This is a genomic window from Tangfeifania sp. (assembly GCF_055108615.1).
The window spans coordinates 1-17,885 of record NZ_JBSQIC010000017.1 but is presented as its reverse complement, the minus strand read 5'-3'; the positions used below and the strand labels follow the sequence as shown (position 1 = coordinate 17,885).

Here is a 17,885-nt window from a genome sequence, read left to right as displayed (position 1 = left end):
ATTTTTTAAATGTTCATAAATTTCATAAACTGATCATAACGATCGAGGTATAAATCGCTAAGCATGGAATGATCGAGGTACACGCCTTTCACATTGTAATCGTAACGCATAAAAGTTTGAATTACCGGTGAAAGATCTTCCTTGTCGAGTTTCAGGATAATGTCGAGGGTTTGGGTCCCCGGAATGCGATCCATGAACGAACTCAGAATTTTGGTGTCGTTGTTTTCCACAATCTGACTGATATGGGCAAGTGAATAATCGTTCTCATTAACTTCCAGAACAATTACTCCGCCAACTTCCTGCAGCGAAAAAAACCGTGCAAAACGCCTTGCCAAATCATAAAGTGTAATGGCCCCCAGGTAGTCGTGACCGGCAGAAAGCACGGTAATTACACTCAGTTTAAGTTTGTACATTAATGCAGCTACTTCAAAAATATGCTGATCCTCATGAACGTGGGTACTGTTAAATTTTGCGGCTTCTTTTTCAACGGGCTCATTCAACAAATTCAGGTCATAAATAAGCTTATCGGAAACCAGTCCAAGATAACTGTTTCCCTTTACTACCGGCAGGTGCGATACCCTGTAAACATCCATGGACTTCAACACCTTTTGGCCTTTGTCGGTACTCTGCGCCGGAGTAATAACGTCTGATATTAATTTATTTGCCAGCAATTCTCTCTGTTTTAAATTATCCTTTCAAAATGAAAAATTGTAACTTGCGACACTAATTTTTTTGTGATGACAAGACTTAGCGTAAATATAAACAAAATTGCGACACTAAGAAACTCACGGGGAGGGGAAATTCCCAGTGTGAAAGATGCAGCAGTTAACTGCCAGAAATTTGGTGCCCAGGGAATTACAGTCCACCCGCGCCCCGACGAGCGGCATATTACCCGCAAAGATGTTTATGAAATCAAGCCACTGATAACTACAGAATTTAACATTGAAGGATATCCCGGCGAGGATTTCCTGAAAATGGTTACCGAGGTTAAAGCTGACCAGGCAACACTCGTGCCCGACACGCATAACCAGCTCACCAGCGACCACGGATGGGATACCTGGAAAAACCTGTCTTTTTTGAAAGAAGTTATTGCAAGGCTTCGGGAAAACGGAATCCGCACCTCCATTTTTGTTGACCCTGATCCGGAAGCCATTGAAGGCGCAGCCGAAACCGGCACCGACCGCATTGAACTTTACACGGAACCTTATGCACGCCTTTATCCGCTGGGCCGCGACAAAGCCATTGCACCTTTCATTGAAGCAGCAAAATTTGCTGAAAACGTGGAACTGAAAGTTAATGCCGGCCACGATCTCAGCCTGGAAAACCTGAATTACCTGTATAAAAACATCCCCACCATTGCAGAAGTTTCAATAGGCCATGCGCTAATTGCAGATGCTCTTTACTTCGGACTGGAAACCACCATTCAAAAATACCTCGATTGCTTAAAAAAATGAAATTATATTACAGGAAAGAAGGAGAAGGAGAAGGACCGGTAATAGTTGTAATACACGGCCTCTATGGTTCATCGGATAACTGGATGAACATGGGCAAACGTCTTGCCGAAAACCATACAGTTTACATGATTGACCAGCGCAACCACGGACGATCGCCGTTTGCCGATGAGCAGTCTTTTGATGCCATGCGCGATGATTTGGCTGAATTTTTCAATACACACGAGATTGAAAAAGCAATAATAATCGGGCACAGCATGGGCGGGAAAACAGCCATGTGGTTTGCGGCTGATTACCCCGAAAAAGTGGAGAAACTGGTCATTGCCGACATTGCCCCAAAAGATTACACGCAGCACAAAGACAGCAGTCAGTATCACCTGCACCGCAATATTTTACTGGCCATGCAGGAGCTGGATTTCAGCAAAATTAAAAAACGCAAAGAGGTGGATGAACTCCTCTCAGAGCGAATTGACAGTTCGCGCATCAGGCAGTTTCTTTTGAAAAATGTAACGAAAGACAAAAAGACAAAAAAATACCGCTGGCGTTTAAATGTAGATGTTTTGTACGAATACCTCGATGAAATTGTTGGTGGCGTTAATCTTAAATGGTTTGAAGACCGCATCCCGATTACAACCTATCCGGTAGTTTTTATCCGTGGGTTGGAGTCTAATTACATTATGGACGAGGATTTTGAATTGATCAGAAAAATTTACCCCGAAGCCAGTATTAAAGACATTCCCGGTGCCGGCCACTGGCTCCACGCCGAAAAACCCAATGAGTTTATAGATGCAGTGATGAAATGTTGTTAACAGTGCAACTATTCATTTTTGGATAAGGTTCCTATGCGTAAATCGGAATTCGCGCCAACCAAGATTTACCGGTTATACTTTTTAGTCAGCTCTTTCAAAAATTTGCGGTGCCTGTTTTTCAATTGCCACCACCTGAAACGCCATTTCCAGTTTCCACTTGATGTTCCCGGGGTATTAAGCCGGGCTTTGGTTCCCAGCTCCAGCACATCCTGAAGGGGAACAACAGCCATTTTTGCACACGATGCCCAGGCCATTTCAACACATTTGTGCAGCGCTTTTTTGCGCGATTTTCCTATATACTCACGTGCCATCTCTTTTTCTTCCCCTTCCAGTTGCCCCAGCCAGCCCAATGTAGTGTCGTTGTCGTGCGTGCCGGTGTAAACCACAAAATTGGTCGAATAATTATGGGGCAGGTTGATGTTTGTTTCGTCGGAGCCAAAAGCAAACTGCAGCACTTTCATTCCGGGCAAACCAAAATCTTCACGCAATTTATGCACTTCGGGAGTAATAAAACCGAGGTCTTCGGCAATTAATGGCAACTCGCCAATTTGGTCCCGGAACTTTTTCAGCAGTTTAAAACCTCCGGCAGGCACCCATTCACCGTTCATTGCCGTTTCGTCTTCTGCCGGCACCGACCAGTAGGCTTCCAGCCCCCGGAAATGGTCGATACGCACCCGGTCGAACAAATTCAGGTTAAAATGCAGGCGTGCCAGCCACCAGTCAAAATCACGTTTTTCGAGCTTTTCCCAGTCGAATACCGGATTTCCCCACAGTTGGCCGGTTTCACTGAAATAATCGGGGGGCACGCCGCCCACTTTTTGTGGGTTCAGGTTTTTATCGAGCAGAAAAATATCAGTATTCGACCACACATCTGCACTGTCGCCCGATACATAAAGCGGCAAATCACCAATGATGCTTATCCCTTTCTGGTTCGCATAAATTTTTAGCTGAAACCATTGCCTGAAAAAGAGAAACTGAATAAACTTTATATAACCAATCTCATCCGAAAGCAATGACTCATAATTTTTCAGTGCACTTTTTTTTCTGAATTTCAGTTCATCGTCCCATTCACCCCAGGCTTTGTTGTTAAAATGTTCCTTAATAGCCATAAACAACGCGTAATCGTGCAGCCACCAGTTGTGTTCATCTAAGAAACGGACAAATTCAATTTCCAGTTTTTCGGGCCGTTTGTTTTGATAGCGTTCAAATGCTTTTTTCAACAATGGTTTCTTCCACTTTTCAACGCGATCGTAATCAACCCGTGCGCTCAAAAATGTTGGACGGTTTGCTAAATCCTCCTGTGTCAAAAGGGAATCTTTAATCAACGAGGCCAAATCAATTAGCAGTGGGTTTCCGGAAAAAGCTGAAAAGCACTGGTAGGGTGAATTTCCGACCCCAACCGGTCCCAGCGGCAATATTTGCCAAAGTTTTTGATTTGATTCTGCCAGAAAATCAATAAAACGACAAGCCTCGTTTCCAAGTGTACCGATCCCTTCCGGGCCGGGAAGCGAGGTGATATGTAAAAGAATTCCGCTTTGTCGGTCACCCATTTTTATAATTTTTCCTGAAAGTGGACAAATGATCAGCTGTTTCGCGAACAATGCGCTGCACTGCCAGTCCGTGTTTTAAATCGGGGGTGAATGCTTTTTCGTCATTACCGGTAAAAAACAGGTAGTGTGCATGAACCATGCTGCGCAGCCAACCGGGAGGCACGTGCCCCGACGGGAAACTGGCAACCGGCTTGTAATTACTGCCCACCATTTTTTTCACCCACTGATTACTGCCTTCCAGGTAGTATTCAAAATATTCCGAGTTATACGAAGAGTAACGCAGCGCACCCTTTTCAGCATAAATTTCGAGATGCACCAAATCGCCGGTACCCGAGCTGATGCGGCTGGCCGACATGTTTCCCACTGCTCCCGACTGCGGTTCAACCATCGACAGCGAACTAAAAAGATCGGAACCTGCGGGCACATCTTTAAATTCACCTCCCTGCAAAGCACTGGTTATTTGCATATTTTCGCCCATAAAAGCCATAAGCAAACTGATGCCATGCGACCCCAAATCGGCCATAGCGCCGCCATCGGGTGCGGGTGTCAGCCGTGTTTTGCGTTTCTCGCGGTACGATGGCTGTAAATAATCTCCATGATAATATTTCAGGTCGAAATGAATGGGTTTGCCCAGTTCGCCGGTTTGCCAAAACTGCAACGCTTCGCGCACTGCCGAAGTTTGCAGGTATTGAAATCCTACCTGGATTTTTACGGAATTGCCGGTTTTCCCGAGCAGGACTTTCATTTCCTTCTCTTCCTGAAGAGATGCACACACCGGTTTTTCAAGGTAAATTAATTTTACGTTTGGCATTTCAAGTGCCAGTTTCAGGTGCTCGAAATGGACACTGTTCGGCCCCATGATAAAAACGGCTTCAATGTTTTCATTTTTCGAAAACTCTTCTACCGACTGTGCTTTGTTAAACCCAAAGTTTTCCGCGAAACCTTCGCGGCTTTCAGCCCTGGCCGATGCCACCGATTCAAAAACCAGGTCCGGAGCATCGTTGTAATAAAACTTTAAAGATTGGCCGGCGTAGGCATGAGCCCTTGCAATTCCGCCGGCACCTAAAAATCCGATATGTATTTTTTGCATAAAGTTTATTTTCTAAATTTTTCTCAAAAATAGTGAAATGGAGAGAAAGGACAATTTTTCCACATTCAGGAATTCTAATTATACAAGAATAAAACCCACAGGAAAAAATTGTAATCAATTCACTATCTTTGAAAAAAAAGAGATATGAAACATATTACCATACCAATCGAAATTCCTTCTGATTTAATGATTGTACTGAATGAATCAGAACAGGAAATTAAATCCCATTTTCAAGCTTCAATAGCTATGATGTTATTTAAAGAGGGGAAACTGACAATTGGAAAAGCAACTCAACTTTCAGGATTATCTCGTTTTGAATTTGAAAAATTATTGGCAAAAAATAAAGTTTCAATCTCTGAATTAAAAGTTGATCAGATTTTTGATGATGTAGAAAAAATGCAGGAATTGTAATTATGAAGATTGTGATTGCTGATACAGGGGTTTTAATTTCGCTTGGAATAGTTGATAGAATAGAAATTATAGAAAATCTATTCGACGAATTTTACATTCCCCGGGCTGTTTGGGAGGAGCTTGAAAAATACGAAAATCCGGCCTTCCCAGAGAAGTACAAAACAATGCTCAAAAAGCATATTTTACAAATAAAATCGAAAAATCAGCTTTCTCTGCTTATGGATTATGGCGAATCTGAATCCGTAATTTTGTATCAGGAACTGAACGCAAATTATCTTCTAATCGACGACCAAAAAGCACGACTCATGGCCGAATCATTGGGTGTAAATTGCATCGGTTCTGTTGGTTTATTAATCCAGGCCAAACAAAAAGGACTCATTCAAGATCTTCGATCAATTTTTAAAGTATGGCAGAAAAACGAAAGATACTTCTCAAGAAAACTCCTAAACGAAATCCTTTCAAAAACGGGGGAAGCGCCAATAAATTAAAGACGTTGAAGCAAACGTATTTTACTTCAGCCACTTATCGAGCCAGCCAAAAAATTCGCGTTGCCATAAAATCCCGTTTTGCGGTTGCAGCACCCAGTGGTTTTCTTCCGGGAAATAGAGCAATTTTGCCGGCACATCGCGCAACACTGCCGAATTGAAAGCTGCCAGTCCCTGCCCCGGCGGCACACGAAAATCTTTTTCGCCATGAATGACCAGGATTGGTGTATCCCAGTTTTGTACATATTTATGTGGCGAAAAAGTGTACGAACGCTGGGCAGCCTTATTTTCCTTCTCCCAGAAGGGACCGCCAATATCCCAGTTAACAAACCACATCTCCTCCGTGGTGGAATACATCTGCTCGAAGTTGAACATGCCGTCGTGCGAGATAAAAGCATTGAAACGTCCGTCGTGATGACCGGCCAGATAATAAACAGAAAATCCTCCGTAACTGGCCCCAACTGCTCCAAGCCGTTCATTATCTACAAACGGTTCTTTGGCCACTTCATCGATAGCCGTTAGCAGGTCTTTGATATTCTGCCCGCCATAATCTTTCGAAATCTGCTCGTTCCATTCCTGGCCGAAACCGGGCAACCCGCGGCGATTGGGTGCCACAACAATGTACCCGTTGGCTGCCATCATCTGGAAATTCCAGCGGTACGACCAAAACTGGCTCACGGTGCCCTGCGGTCCGCCCTGGCAATAGAGCAGCGCCGGGTATTTTTTGTTCGGATCGAAATCAGGCGGATAAATTACCCACGAATGCATCTGTTTGCCGTCGGTAGTTTCCATCCAGCGTTCTTCAACTTTGCCCATGGTCAACTGGCTAAGAATGTTTTTGTTTACAGCAGTAATGGCTTCGTCGGTTCCGGTTTGCGGGTTTACGCGGTAAAGCTCTGCCGGCTGCGACATCGATACTTTTTGAGCTACAAGCTGGTTGCCTGCCTGTTCAACCGACTGGTAATTGTGAATTCCATCGGTGACGCGGGTAATGGAACCGTCAGCCAAATCCAGCCGGTGAATCTCATCGGTTGCATGAATATTACTGATGAAAAAGACAGATTGCCCATCGTTGCTCCAGCTCAATCCGCTGGCGTTTTGATCAAACCCTTCTGAAAAATCTGTCTTCTCCCCTGTTTCGAGATCTGCTACAAACAGCCGGTTTTTGTCTGATTCGTAGCCGTCGCGTTCCATGCTTTCCCAGGCCATGTATTTTCCATCGGGCGAAAAAGCCGGATTTTTGTCGTAGCCCATCATTCCCTCGGTAAAATTGGTGGTTTCACCGGTTTCCACATCATAAAAATAAATATCGGAATTGGTAGAAAGCGAATATTCTTTGCCGGTTTTCTTCTTGCAGGTATAGGCCAGTGTTTTCCCGTCAGGACTCCAGGCAATCTGGCCGGTGCCGCCGAAAGGTTTCATAGGCGAGTCGTAACGTTCGCCTTCCATAATGTCAGTTCCCTCGCCCACTTTTCCATGAGAATAATCAGCCACAAAAATGTGGTTGTAGGTATAATCGTGCCACTTGTCCCAGTGGCGGTACATCAGGTCGGTTTCAATGCGGGCATTGGCCTTTGGAAGGTCGGGATACATGTCGTTGACATTTTCATCCAGCTTCACACTTTTTATATAGAATATTTTTGAACCGTCGGGCGAGTAGTTGAAACCTGAAATGCCACCTTCAATATCAGTAACCTGCCGAAGGCCGGAGCCGTCAGTATCCGTCTCCCAAAGTTGTTTACTGCCCGAAGCTGCTGAAAGAAAGCCAATTTTTTCTCCGTCAGGCCGCCAAATGGCCCCCGATTCGTTGCCCGATGACCGGGTGAGGTTTTCCGGTTCGCCGCCCGCAACAGGTACGCTGTATATATCGTTGTACGGTTTGTTCTCTTCAATATCGTAGTACGTTACTGAATATAAAACATTTTCTCCGTCGGGCGAAACCTGGGCCCCTCCCACCCGGCCAAACGACCAGAGGATTTCGGGTGTCATTACACCAGCCGACAGATCGGGTGTTTTGGAAACATACCCCTGCTCTTCAACAATATTTTCTTTTTCTGAACAAGCAAATAAAACCATAAGCAAAATAATTACCGGGAACTTACGCATAATTAAAATTTTTGAATTGAACCAGGCCTTAAAATTAAAAGCTTTTTGCTGATTAAGAAATTTGCCAAACAATAAACTTTCTTTCCCCGAATGTGTTCTGTTAACAGAAATCAAAAAACAAATATTATGGCACAAATAACTTTAAAAGGAAATACCATTCATACCGTTGGCGAACTGCCACAAAAAGGTGAAAAAGCAACAGATTTTACGCTGGCAAAAAACGATTTGTCGCGGGTTAGTTTAAACGATTTCAAAGCAAAAAAACTGGTTCTGAACATTTTCCCGAGTCTCGACACCGGTACCTGCGCGGCATCTGTTCGCCGTTTTAATGAAGAAGCTGCCGGGCTCGACAACACCGATGTTCTCTGCATTTCGCGCGATTTGCCTTTTGCACAGGCCCGTTTTTGCGGTGCCGAAGGCATCGACAATGTGGTTACTCTGTCGGATTTTGAAACCGGACAGTTTGGAAAAGATTACGGCCTCGAAATTGCCGATGGCCCCATGAAAGGGCTGCACTCGAGAGTTGTAATTGTACTCGACGAAAACCGGAAAGTGGCTTACACCCAGCAGGTTCCTGAAATTGTTGACGAACCCGATTACGAAGACGTTCTGAAAGCTCTGAAATAGTTAGCCTCCGGAATAGTCTTGAATTATTATTTGAATTATGGTTCACCCGTACTGCATTTATTTGTGGCGCGGGTTTCTTTTTTACCGATTAAGATGCAATAGTGTTCAGATGGGTTGCCCGGGAAGAAAAAAAATTCCTACTTGTTCTTCAGTTTCATCCGGGTGTGGTGCAGTTCGGTATTTATTTTAGTGTAGCGGTCGAGTGCATTCTTTTTATGCGTTTCAAACTCTTCTTTCAAATCTTCGTAATCCTTTTTAGTCCTGGCGGTGACGCTGTGGCTGCGTTTGTAAAGCATAAATAAAAAACCCAGCAATGCCAGCAACGCCAGAATAATTACGGTCATGGTAAGCGTGTAGGCACCTTTCCCTACATTCAGGCCCAAAACGCTAAGTGAGTTTCGGTTTTCAATACTGGTTTCCAGCTCACTCCGGGTATCTTCCAGGTTCCGGTTGGTTTGAGCCAGTTCCTCTTCCAGCGAATTTATCCGGTCCGCCTGGGTAGCTATTTCATTTTCAAGCTCGGCAACCGTATCATTCACAGCGTTAAAAAAGGCATCTATCTGGGGCGGGGTCATAAAGTATTTCCCGTCCCAAAAATTGACATTCTCTTTAAACACCTCAAATTGCTGTTCCATGTTTGGTTCGCTCTTCCAGGCATTAATGTCTTTCTGGGCAAATGCCGAAACCGACAGGGATATCAGTAAAACCGGCAGAATATTAATTCGTTTCATCCTTTTAAAATATTCAGGTTTATAAAAATTGAAATAACGTTTGGCTCTCATCTGTTTGAAATTCTGTTAAACAAGTTACGAATAAAAATGATATTAGTTCCGGTCAGCCGAATGCAAAACGCCAAACCGGTGATTGCATCACTATTTTATCACGTCCTCAAAAAAGCAAACCCATAAAATGAAAAAATATTGTATTCACCATTTTTACAAATTCATTTCCGCAAGGTTCATGGGGTTTTTACCTGTACCAGCCGTCAAACAGGTAGTTTTTTTGCTTCGTCCCGGCTATTTACTATCTTTGAATGAAGCAAATAATATTAGAAAAAATTACGCATGAATCAAAGCAAAGACAAGGAACCGGATAAGAAAAAGGAAACTTTTCAGGAAAAAACCGACCAGTGGATTGACAAAGCAGAGGAGTTCATCGACGACACCTCGGAAAAGATACACGAAAGTGACACCTACCGGAAAGCCGACAAGTCAGTTGAAAAAGCCACCAAAAAGCTTTTCAGGGGAGCCGGTAAATTGTGGGGCAAATCGGAACGCTATTTCAGGAAGAAGGCCGAAGACCGGAGTTCGGAGTCGGAAGAAGGAAGCCCGAAGACAGAAGACCGGAGCCGGAAGTCGGAAGGGGGAAGCAAAAAATCGGATGATTAAGTTGGCATCGCTTTCCGCGATCCTATCTGCCAGGTCTTTTCAAATATTATCGTCATCCTGCTGTTGCCTGATGCTTTCTTCTTTTAGTATCATCATATCCAACGTGCCAGTTGATAACGGTACATTATGAGTAAAATACCTGATCACATTCTTCTCATCAAAAACAATCATTAAAGATTTATGTCTTTTATTTACATACACCTCAAGTCCGGAATCGGCAGGAAACTCATTTTCTTCGTATTCATAAATAAATACTTCAAACTGATTAATCAGCCCTTTTTGAAAAGGCTCACCAAACATTTCAAGTACCTGTAATTCGTTGGTTTTTCCAGGCACCAAAGTACTTACTTTTGTTTCATCAAATTTTTTTCCTGCAATATAGACAGTTGAGCAAGAGCTAATTATCATCAAAAACACCCAGAGCAACAAAAAGGAAAATACCTGTTTCATATATATTGTTTTTAGTTTCTATTTGGCATTGCCGAATTTAGACAAACTTAAAATTCAAACATCTGGCAATTATCATTTTTTAATTCAATCTGCCAGAGTAACGCTGACAACGTTAAATGAAGGTTTTCAGATCATTTTTTCAAATCTTCTTGAGGTGTTTTGCTTAAAAAACCTCAAAAAACAATCTCCTGGTGGGTTTGTTTTAGTTTTAACAGAATCCTGAATTTTGATATTGCTTTAATAAATAAACAGTTAATGAATAGTTTTAAGAATGATATGGTTGTTGATGTTCAAAAAGAAGTAACACCCTTTTCAATTTTCCTGGAAACTGTAAAATCGAAGGTACAAAAAGTTTTTAATGACCCGGAAACGCATGACCGGCTGAGCCTTCAACGTAATATACCTGCCTCATCCTTACGGAAAATCATGTCGGGAAATCCCCTTTCGGTAGGCATCCCGCGCGAATTTGGAGGCCGGGGAGGTTTAATGCACGAAAATATCGCGTTACTTTCAATGGCTTCATACGAGTCGTTGCCATTATCTCTTACTTTTGGCATCAATACAGCTCTTTTTTTACAGCCTGTTGCCAAATACGCGCCGGATGAAGTAAAGGAAAGAATATTTAAACGGTTTCTGGAAGAAAAAAGCATGGGAGGGCTGATGATAACAGAACCCGGCTTTGGAAGTGATGCCCTGAATATGCAAACCCACTATACAGAAGCTGAAGAACATTACCACATAAAAGGGAAAAAGCACTGGGCAGGGCTCTCGGGTATGGCCGATTTCTGGCTTCTGACAGCCAAAAAAAAGAACAGCAAAGGCGATTTGCAGCGCGATATTGATTTTTTTATCTGCGATGCGCATCAACCAGAGCAGGAAATCGTTGTTGAAGAATATTTTAATAACCTGGGACTTTATATGATCCCTTACGGCAGAAACCGTATCGACGTCAAGGTACCGGCAACCCAGCGCCTGCAACCGCAAACAACCGGAATAAAAATGATGCTGGACTTGCTGCACCGGAGCCGCATGACTTTTCCGGGCCTCGGTATGGGGTTCATTAAACGCATGCTCGATGAAGCCATTTCGCATTGTAAAGAGCGGTTTGTGGGTGGTAAAAGCCTGCTTGATTATGATCAGGTACAACATCGTTTATCGAAACTTCAGGCAGCGTTTACCATAAGTTCAGCCATGTGTGCCAACAGCAGCAAAAAGGCCGGAATTGAAAACAACCTCACTTCACACGGACTTGAAGCAAATTCGGTTAAAAGTGTGATTACCGACCTGATGCACGATGCAGCCCAGTCAGTGCTCCAGTTGTTAGGTGCAAAGGCCTATCAGTTAAATCATATTGTCGGACGCGGTACTGTCGACAGCCGGCCCTTTCAGATATTCGAAGGTTCCAATGATATCCTTTACGCCCAGATTTCCGAAAGCCTGGTAAAACTCATGAAACGGAGTAAGGAAAGCAACCTTTTTCAGTTCTTAAAAGATTTTGATCTTACCAACCGTGCTTCAGCGTATATCAAAGACCTGGCAGATTTTAAGCTCAATTTTGAGTTGCCTCAGCGAAAAATGGTTGAGCTGGGAAAAATAACCGGCAGAATTATCGCTTTAAACCAGGTGGCGGATATAACTGATCAGGGTTTCAGAAAGGATATTGCGGAAAACAGCATCAGTGTTCTGAAACAGGAAATTTCAATATTAATGGCCGGACTGTTTGTAAAATCGCAACCAAAAGTGGTGGAAGAATATGAAGAAAACAGCTCCTGGTTAAATTTTGTGACCGGTTAATTTACTTCACCCTGTCGCAGTAAACTGCGACTTTCCCTCTCCAGCGGAGAGGGACAGACATCGCCTGCGATGTCAGGGAGAGGTGATGTCAGCGCGTTAATAACAATAACACAGTGCCCCGAAGATATAAAAATCACATTGTTATGCTGGCCCAATAAAAAATGAACCAATTCCTTTCCCGGGAGTTGGATAAGTAGAAACCAACAATAATTATTGCATGAAGTATTTAGTAAAAATAACCGATGTAAAATCGACCGATAAGCTGGAAGGAGCATGGAGTAACGACGACTTTAAGGAATTACTTGTAAGATTTGAATTCCCCGATGCGGAACAAATAAAAACTACTGAATTGAAGGAATACCTTTTTATGGCCATCTCCGACTATGAACCCAATGAGGCGGCTGCTATTCTGCTCGACTACAAACTTTCGGATGTTTTAAACGAAGGACAGATTGATAACCTCTCGCACGAAATGCTGCGGGTAAAAGTCGCTGAAACTTATACTGACATCCAGCTTCACCAGGACTTGTTCAACATCAACCAGTTGCTTTACGAAGCTTATAACGGAAAGTTCCCCCAGTTGCAGGTAAACATCGTTCAGTTCGAAATAACGGACGAACACAATGCCCCGGTGGAGATTACAAAAGAAACCGCGTTGAAAGCTGTGAGCCAGGGCCTTTCGGAAAATAATTTGCTCAACCGGTTATTTAGCGACCAGCTGGAGGGCAAGGCACCTTTTCCCGAGGCCGAAGGGATTGTGTGGAACCTGCAAAAAAAGGGCAACAATACTTATTCAATGACAATTTCAGAAAAATGGCTTACACAGGACGAATTTACAAACCTGAAATATGAATGTACAGTGGAACCGTTTGAAGATAACGGTGAAGAAGAATAAAGTTGCCGTTAGCTTTCAAATCTTATCCCAAAAACCACCACCCCCATCCGGCCTACCAGGTAACCTTGGCCGGATGACCCCTCTTTGACAAGGAGGGGATTTTTCGTGCTGCTATTTTATTTTGAATTCCTATAAATGTTTGTTAGCACGAATTTCTCCTCCAGGCCAGCCTCAGTAAAGGCCAAGGAGGAGTGGCTTCCGCCGGCTGGCGGAAGACGAGGTGGCTCTTTATCAACTTTTGTCTATTTTTTATTTGCCCAAAAAGGGAATCTATCATGGCAGAGAATACGCTGCATTTTACTTCAGCGGGAATTTTACTGGGGCTGTCGGCCGGATTAACGCCCGGGCCGCTGCTGACCCTCGTGCTGACACAATCCATAAAGCACAACCAAACCGAAGGAATTAAAGTGGCAGTTTCTTGGCTTATTACCGATTTGCCCATCATCCTGCTGACGGTATTCATCTTTCACCAGTTGTCGGAGTTGGATGGTTTTTTGGCGCTGATTTCTTTTGCCGGCGGTGCATTTATTGCTTACCTCGGCATGGAGTCACTCCGGGTTAAAAAACCGGATTTCGACCTGCAGCAAGCAAAAACGCAATCGCTAAAAAAAGGGATTATTGCCAACTTTTTAAATCCCAGCCCCTATATTTTCTGGACAACCGTTGGAACGCCGCTGCTTTTCGAGGCTTTTCAAATCAGTTTAACCAACGCGGTGCTTTTTCTGTTTTCGTTTTACGGGCTGCTGCTGGGGTCGAAAATTGCGGTGGCGGTTTTGGCTGCCCGCTCCAAATTCCTGATGAACCAAAAATCCTACCTCATCGTCATGCGGGTGCTGGGAATTGCCCTGCTCCTGTTTTCCATCCTCTTTTTTTACGACGGCGTGAAGTATTTGTAGAGGAATAAGAAACGCTCAGATTTACACCTCTTTTGACCCGAACCACCCGCATATTGAACCACTGTGGCGTGTCACCCGGTTGAAAATCAAAAAGATTCATGATGCAAACGAAAAAGGAAGGTTTTGGGAGAGAAATTATTTGAAACTTAAATCTTTACTTATCCCTCCAATAAATTCTTCAATCGATTTTTCAGGTTTTGTGCCTGATACATTTTCAATAAATTCAAATTCATATCATGGATAGTCGTCGCAATATTTATGAAATTCAAATTTTTCTATTCCGGATTCCACCGGATAAAAGAACTCACTGCTAATCAACTTTTCGGTAATTTTAGCTTTAACCTCTTCCAACAATAAATTATTGGGGTTTGAAAAATCTTTAAATCCAAAGGTTTTATAATTTCCGGAATCGCGATGCAAATAATGGAAACGAATGTTGTTTGCCATTTTTTCGTACAAAGGAAGTTGAAAAATAGAAGTGTAACAACGGATTATGAGTAACAATTCACTTGATTGCTAAATTTCCTCGAATCCTACTTGCTTCAAATATTCAAAAGTGTCATTGTAAAACTCAGGTAATCGTTTCGGATCTTCCTCATCACCCTTTGGAATAACTATAACCATTCCTTGTCTTGCCCTTGTCAACAAAACACGATAGGCATTTTTTAAGTAAAGTTTTCTATCAGGTTTATTGATGTTTTGCCATTTTTTGCCTTTGAATGATTTGTAAATCCAACCATCGGAACTGTATCTAAAATCTCCATCCCAAGCGACACAAGCCCAATCCAATTCTAAACCTTGAATATGAAATTCTGTTGCAACATCTTCCATATAATAGGATGAGCGAACATCATCTTTCCCATCCAGAAACCAATGAATAGGATCAACCGGCGATTTAACATCAATACAATAAGGCTTTAATCGTTGAGCCTGAGATGAAACAACAATTCCATATCTTTCAGTGCCTCGCGCTTTCGACTTTAACCATTGTTTTGCTTTTCGAAAATCTCTGGTAATTACTATAGGATATTTTGTTTTTAATTGATTAAGCGTAATTTGCGCCGAAGAGATTTCAATATCTAAAATTTGTTTTACAAATAAAGAGACATTTTCAGCCCGAAAAGAACGCATTGAAACCGCCAGATGCAAATTCCTGGAATAAACCACATCTTTTCTCTGACGGATTTCCTTCAACACTTTTTCCGCATTATATTCACTATCTTTTAATCGATCTGAAATGTAAACTTTCCATTCTGGGAAGGAACGTTCCAAAGCATTTATCCATTCGGTAATTCCTGCTTCTCCTGTATTAATTTCTTGACCTCCCCCGACAAGACAAACGACCACCGCCCAATCCTTATGCCGTTCGAGGCAAGAAATCAAAAATTCAGGTTCCGAAAAATTAAAATCAGGTTTTCCTTTCTTTTGACGCATAAAATTCGCAGTTTGCTCGAGTGTCCAAGCACGCTGCGCTTCATCAAAAAGTGCAACATGCTCTATTGGTAGTCTATCATCTCTAAGACTGTCATCTCTGAAATGATGGACATTCTGAATAAAAGATTGAACCTCACTGCGTGCTTCTCGTTTTGTTAATTTTTCGCCATTTTCTTTTGCTCTTTTTACTTTATCACGTGCTAATGCCTCTTGTAAAATTTTCACCAATGGCCCATTGCCTGAAAGGAATACACTATTGAGTTCACTATCTTTATCAAAATGATTAGTTGCGATATTCAAACCAACCAAAGTTTTTCCTGCTCCCGGACCCCAGTTACAAAACAAATTGCTTTTTCGGCTTTGTCTCTTGAATTTTTTATGATGGAAGCAATTTCTTCGGAAGTTTGACTCAAATTTATTGAGCTGGCATCACTTCTTGAAATATCTGTTACAGAATGGTTATTGTATAATGCCATTGCAGCTTCAACTATTGTGGGTGTTGGATGATAACGACCTTCTTCCCAACTTTTTATATCGATTATTTGATACTTCCATGAATCCTTTTGTGTTTGTTCCAGTGAAAATTCATTATTATCAGAAAGTAACCCTTGAATCTCTGGTACTAATTTTTTAATAAAACTCTCGATGGATTAGAATAGTAAGCTCGGTTCATAGGTTGATTTTGAAATTGAATCCTAAATGTAACATAAAAAATTGATTGTTGTAGCTTTTCGTTTTTTTATCGTGGGTTGCTATTCACCCGCTGAACTTTAAGTCAGCAGGCGAAGGTGCAAAGATTGAGCTGGTGGCTCAAAGCCCACCTGCTCAATGGCAATTAATTGCATAACCCGTGGGCAAACAAAAATTTCCGCACCAGCATTTCGGGTTTAGTGTTTTTGCCCTTGATGCGGCTCATGTTAAAGCTTCTTGTTTTTTTGTCGTGTACATCCATTAGGAAAAACCGGAAAGGAAAACCATAAAAAAATGGCATCCCTCCTTTCAAAATCAGGAATGCCATTCTTTTCACAGCCTGCTCAAAGCTATCTGTCAGGCCGGAATTTAATCATCGTCATCATCGTCATCGTAGTAATCATCATCGTCATCATCGTACTTGTTTTTGTGCCAGTAACGGCAGTCGCGCTCTTCGGCCAGTTTTCCCAAAACCGACTGAAACAACTGGCTGTTGCTGTCTTCTGAGATGACAATAACACCCTCGGAAAGCGCTGCATTGTCCAGTTGTTCGGGCGAAATTCCGGCCATCAGTTCATCAAGGTAAAGCTGAATGGTGCTGGTAATGTCCAGGTTGTCTTCCGTAACCTCCACGCTTTCCTTTTCGGTTTTAAACTCCAGGTCGCTGTACACTTCCACCACCACCGGAATGGTTTCACCGGCGGCGGCATTGGTGTAATTTCCGCTCATGTAAAATACAGGTTCGGGGCGGGCATCTTCCCGTTCCCCTCCCACTTTCAGCTCAATTTCGTCGTAAAAACCGGGCTGCAGTATAAAATTACCGAAAGTTTGGGTTGAGTCCAGCAGATTGACTACCTGCGGGCCTTTCCATTTGTATTCAATTTCAATGGAATCTTCGTGTGTTAACAGGCTTTTTAGCTCGGCTTCCAGTTCCACTTCCGAAACCACCATACGCACTTCATCCCATGCGATGCCAGGGGATGCAACAGCCGATTTGGTGCTGCTTTTTTCAACCGGCAACGAATAACTTGTGTTTAGTGCCACCATTTTTACGCCCATGAAAGCAGGGCCAGGCTCGTTCATGTCTTCCTTCTGGCAGGCAACAAATCCCATGGTCAACAGGGCCAAAATAACTGATAATGCTTTACTTTTCTTCATGGCAAATTTTTTTCTGTTTGTATGTTTCAGGAACGCACAACTTCAAAAAAAATTTTAATACCGTTAAGTCTTTTTTATCGAAAAAGGAGATCCCATCCTTTCCATTCACTTAAATTTTTAAATAAAAATTTGCGTTCCATAATATACTATCCACAGGAACTGACTTACCCTACCGGAATTGTGTTTTGAGCAGAGGACAAAAGGCGGAGAGGAGGCAAGGACACGGGCATGCACCCCGATGAAATTTTCCTTCTGATGTCGAATTGCTGGATATAATCGCAGAAAAAGAGACGGGGCCGTTACTAACATGAACAACAGCAAAAATTCGCACCTCCTCCGTCCCCCTTTGGCGGTGGCACTGTTCGAAAAAAAAACTCTGAACCAAAGGTGGAACAAAAGGGGGATTCAGGCAGTTACCACAATTTTTATTCAGATAGCAAATAGCAATTCAAAATTTTTCCAAAACGTAAAATCAATAATACACAATTGAATTCGAAATCCCCCTGAATCCCCCTTTGACTGGGAAACAACCAATTCCAATTCAACATTCTACGTCAAAGGGGGACAGGGACGGGGCCAAAAAAACCAAACTCAGCAAATTCGCAGCTCCTCGTCCCCCTTTGGGCAGTAGCTCTGTTTGAAACCGGAACC

At 42.8% G+C, this 17,885-nt stretch carries 19 protein-coding genes; 9 read left to right on the top strand and 10 right to left on the bottom strand.

All coding sequences use genetic code 11. From position 1 onward, the window contains the following. Positions 1 to 5 precede the first annotated feature (5 nt). Positions 6 to 671, bottom strand: coding sequence for a CBS domain-containing protein (locus tag ACTCNA_RS05670; RefSeq protein WP_462946929.1), 666 nt, complete (start codon positions 669 to 671; stop codon positions 6 to 8). Positions 672 to 737: 66 nt separating this feature from the next. On the opposite strand from ACTCNA_RS05670, the gene ACTCNA_RS05665 reads away from it, so the two are divergent. Together ACTCNA_RS05665 and ACTCNA_RS05660 are read left to right on the top strand one after the other, a co-directional pair. After that, entirely contained in the window at positions 738 to 1,454 is a 717-nt protein-coding gene (locus tag ACTCNA_RS05665; RefSeq protein ID WP_462946928.1) for a pyridoxine 5'-phosphate synthase, read from the top strand. After that, complete coding sequence (locus ACTCNA_RS05660) at positions 1,451 to 2,260, top strand: alpha/beta fold hydrolase (protein ID WP_462946927.1); 810 nt, start codon at positions 1,451 to 1,453, stop codon at positions 2,258 to 2,260. Before ACTCNA_RS05665 ends, ACTCNA_RS05660 begins: the two co-directional genes overlap by 4 nt. Positions 2,261 to 2,325: 65 nt before the next feature. On the opposite strand, the gene malQ is transcribed toward ACTCNA_RS05660, so the two are convergent. Further along, positions 2,326 to 3,810 carry a 4-alpha-glucanotransferase gene (malQ, locus tag ACTCNA_RS05655; protein ID WP_462946926.1) on the bottom strand — a complete coding sequence of 495 codons (1,485 nt, stop codon included), beginning with the start codon at positions 3,808 to 3,810 and terminating at the stop codon, positions 2,326 to 2,328. Beyond that, positions 3,803 to 4,900, bottom strand: coding sequence for a Gfo/Idh/MocA family protein (locus tag ACTCNA_RS05650; protein WP_462946925.1), 1,098 nt, complete (start codon positions 4,898 to 4,900; stop codon positions 3,803 to 3,805). The genes malQ and ACTCNA_RS05650 overlap by 8 nt, the downstream gene beginning before the upstream one ends. A gap of 144 nt (positions 4,901 to 5,044) precedes the next feature. Between ACTCNA_RS05650 and ACTCNA_RS05645 the strand changes: the two genes are divergently transcribed. After that, positions 5,045 to 5,311: a UPF0175 family protein gene (locus ACTCNA_RS05645; RefSeq protein WP_462946924.1), complete on the top strand. Its 267-nt coding sequence runs from the start codon at positions 5,045 to 5,047 to the stop codon at positions 5,309 to 5,311. A gap of 2 nt (positions 5,312 to 5,313) precedes the next feature. Further along, positions 5,314 to 5,799 (top strand): PIN domain-containing protein, encoded by a 486-nt coding sequence (locus tag ACTCNA_RS05640; RefSeq protein WP_462946923.1) that lies wholly within the window; start codon positions 5,314 to 5,316, stop codon positions 5,797 to 5,799. A 21-nt stretch (positions 5,800 to 5,820) separates the two neighbouring features. Here the strand turns inward: ACTCNA_RS05640 and dpp5 are convergent, their stop codons facing one another. Then, a complete protein-coding gene (gene dpp5, locus ACTCNA_RS05635; protein ID WP_462946922.1) occupies positions 5,821 to 7,902 on the bottom strand; it encodes a dipeptidyl-peptidase Dpp5 in 2,082 nt (693 codons plus the stop codon). 126 nt (positions 7,903 to 8,028) lie between these two features. Here dpp5 and tpx point away from each other — a divergent pair, with 126 nt between their 5' ends. After that, the gene (gene tpx / locus ACTCNA_RS05630; protein WP_462946921.1) at positions 8,029 to 8,529 is read left to right on the top strand and encodes a thiol peroxidase; all 501 of its coding nucleotides are present in this window, start codon (positions 8,029 to 8,031) and stop codon (positions 8,527 to 8,529) included. A 137-nt stretch (positions 8,530 to 8,666) separates the two neighbouring features. On the opposite strand, the gene ACTCNA_RS05625 is transcribed toward tpx, so the two are convergent. Further along, the gene (locus ACTCNA_RS05625; RefSeq protein ID WP_462946920.1) at positions 8,667 to 9,260 is read right to left on the bottom strand and encodes a hypothetical protein; all 594 of its coding nucleotides are present in this window, start codon (positions 9,258 to 9,260) and stop codon (positions 8,667 to 8,669) included. Between the two features lie 333 nt (positions 9,261 to 9,593). Between ACTCNA_RS05625 and ACTCNA_RS05620 the strand changes: the two genes are divergently transcribed. Next, positions 9,594 to 9,917, top strand: coding sequence for a hypothetical protein (locus tag ACTCNA_RS05620; protein ID WP_462946919.1), 324 nt, complete (start codon positions 9,594 to 9,596; stop codon positions 9,915 to 9,917). Between the two features lie 39 nt (positions 9,918 to 9,956). Here ACTCNA_RS05620 and ACTCNA_RS05615 read toward each other — a convergent pair whose 3' ends face one another. After that, positions 9,957 to 10,367, bottom strand: coding sequence for a hypothetical protein (locus tag ACTCNA_RS05615; protein WP_462946918.1), 411 nt, complete (start codon positions 10,365 to 10,367; stop codon positions 9,957 to 9,959). A 255-nt stretch (positions 10,368 to 10,622) separates the two neighbouring features. Here ACTCNA_RS05615 and ACTCNA_RS05610 point away from each other — a divergent pair, with 255 nt between their 5' ends. The 3 genes from ACTCNA_RS05610 to ACTCNA_RS05600 all read left to right on the top strand — a co-directional run bounded on the left by ACTCNA_RS05610 (position 10,623) and on the right by ACTCNA_RS05600 (position 13,952). Next, complete coding sequence (locus ACTCNA_RS05610; RefSeq protein ID WP_462946917.1) at positions 10,623 to 12,161, top strand: acyl-CoA dehydrogenase family protein; 1,539 nt, start codon at positions 10,623 to 10,625, stop codon at positions 12,159 to 12,161. Between the two features lie 217 nt (positions 12,162 to 12,378). Then, positions 12,379 to 13,056, top strand: a complete 678-nt coding sequence (locus ACTCNA_RS05605; protein WP_462946916.1) for a hypothetical protein — start codon at positions 12,379 to 12,381, stop codon at positions 13,054 to 13,056. Positions 13,057 to 13,331: 275 nt separating this feature from the next. Next, positions 13,332 to 13,952, top strand: a complete 621-nt coding sequence (locus tag ACTCNA_RS05600; protein WP_462946915.1) for a LysE family translocator — start codon at positions 13,332 to 13,334, stop codon at positions 13,950 to 13,952. 234 nt (positions 13,953 to 14,186) lie between these two features. Here the strand turns inward: ACTCNA_RS05600 and ACTCNA_RS05595 are convergent, their stop codons facing one another. The 4 genes from ACTCNA_RS05595 to ACTCNA_RS05580 all read right to left on the bottom strand — a co-directional run bounded on the left by ACTCNA_RS05595 (position 14,187) and on the right by ACTCNA_RS05580 (position 17,234). Continuing rightward, positions 14,187 to 14,399 (bottom strand): hypothetical protein, encoded by a 213-nt coding sequence (locus ACTCNA_RS05595; RefSeq protein ID WP_462946914.1) that lies wholly within the window; start codon positions 14,397 to 14,399, stop codon positions 14,187 to 14,189. 69 nt (positions 14,400 to 14,468) lie between these two features. Continuing rightward, entirely contained in the window at positions 14,469 to 15,686 is a 1,218-nt protein-coding gene (locus ACTCNA_RS05590) for a DUF2075 domain-containing protein (RefSeq protein WP_462946913.1), read from the bottom strand. A gap of 535 nt (positions 15,687 to 16,221) precedes the next feature. Continuing rightward, positions 16,222 to 16,338, bottom strand: a complete 117-nt coding sequence (locus ACTCNA_RS05585) for a hypothetical protein (RefSeq protein WP_462946967.1) — start codon at positions 16,336 to 16,338, stop codon at positions 16,222 to 16,224. Positions 16,339 to 16,445: 107 nt separating this feature from the next. After that, positions 16,446 to 17,234, bottom strand: coding sequence for a hypothetical protein (locus tag ACTCNA_RS05580; protein WP_462946912.1), 789 nt, complete (start codon positions 17,232 to 17,234; stop codon positions 16,446 to 16,448). Positions 17,235 to 17,885 lie beyond the last annotated feature (651 nt).

Coding starts and splice junctions, on each gene's coding strand:
- ACTCNA_RS05625 (WP_462946920.1), bottom strand. CDS start 9,260: ATGAAACGAATTAATATTCTGCCGGTTTTACTGATATCCCTGTCGGTT.
- ACTCNA_RS05650 (WP_462946925.1), bottom strand. CDS start 4,900: ATGCAAAAAATACATATCGGATTTTTAGGTGCCGGCGGAATTGCAAGG.
- ACTCNA_RS05610 (WP_462946917.1), top strand. CDS start 10,623: ATGAATAGTTTTAAGAATGATATGGTTGTTGATGTTCAAAAAGAAGTA.
- ACTCNA_RS05620 (WP_462946919.1), top strand. CDS start 9,594: ATGAATCAAAGCAAAGACAAGGAACCGGATAAGAAAAAGGAAACTTTT.
- malQ (WP_462946926.1), bottom strand. CDS start 3,810: ATGGGTGACCGACAAAGCGGAATTCTTTTACATATCACCTCGCTTCCC.
- tpx (WP_462946921.1), top strand. CDS start 8,029: ATGGCACAAATAACTTTAAAAGGAAATACCATTCATACCGTTGGCGAA.
- ACTCNA_RS05585 (WP_462946967.1), bottom strand. CDS start 16,338: ATGGATGTACACGACAAAAAAACAAGAAGCTTTAACATGAGCCGCATC.
- ACTCNA_RS05665 (WP_462946928.1), top strand. CDS start 738: ATGACAAGACTTAGCGTAAATATAAACAAAATTGCGACACTAAGAAAC.
- ACTCNA_RS05605 (WP_462946916.1), top strand. CDS start 12,379: ATGAAGTATTTAGTAAAAATAACCGATGTAAAATCGACCGATAAGCTG.
- ACTCNA_RS05595 (WP_462946914.1), bottom strand. CDS start 14,399: ATGGCAAACAACATTCGTTTCCATTATTTGCATCGCGATTCCGGAAAT.
- ACTCNA_RS05615 (WP_462946918.1), bottom strand. CDS start 10,367: ATGAAACAGGTATTTTCCTTTTTGTTGCTCTGGGTGTTTTTGATGATA.
- ACTCNA_RS05600 (WP_462946915.1), top strand. CDS start 13,332: ATGGCAGAGAATACGCTGCATTTTACTTCAGCGGGAATTTTACTGGGG.
- ACTCNA_RS05660 (WP_462946927.1), top strand. CDS start 1,451: ATGAAATTATATTACAGGAAAGAAGGAGAAGGAGAAGGACCGGTAATA.
- dpp5 (WP_462946922.1), bottom strand. CDS start 7,902: ATGCGTAAGTTCCCGGTAATTATTTTGCTTATGGTTTTATTTGCTTGT.
- ACTCNA_RS05645 (WP_462946924.1), top strand. CDS start 5,045: ATGAAACATATTACCATACCAATCGAAATTCCTTCTGATTTAATGATT.
- ACTCNA_RS05580 (WP_462946912.1), bottom strand. CDS start 17,234: ATGAAGAAAAGTAAAGCATTATCAGTTATTTTGGCCCTGTTGACCATG.
- ACTCNA_RS05640 (WP_462946923.1), top strand. CDS start 5,314: ATGAAGATTGTGATTGCTGATACAGGGGTTTTAATTTCGCTTGGAATA.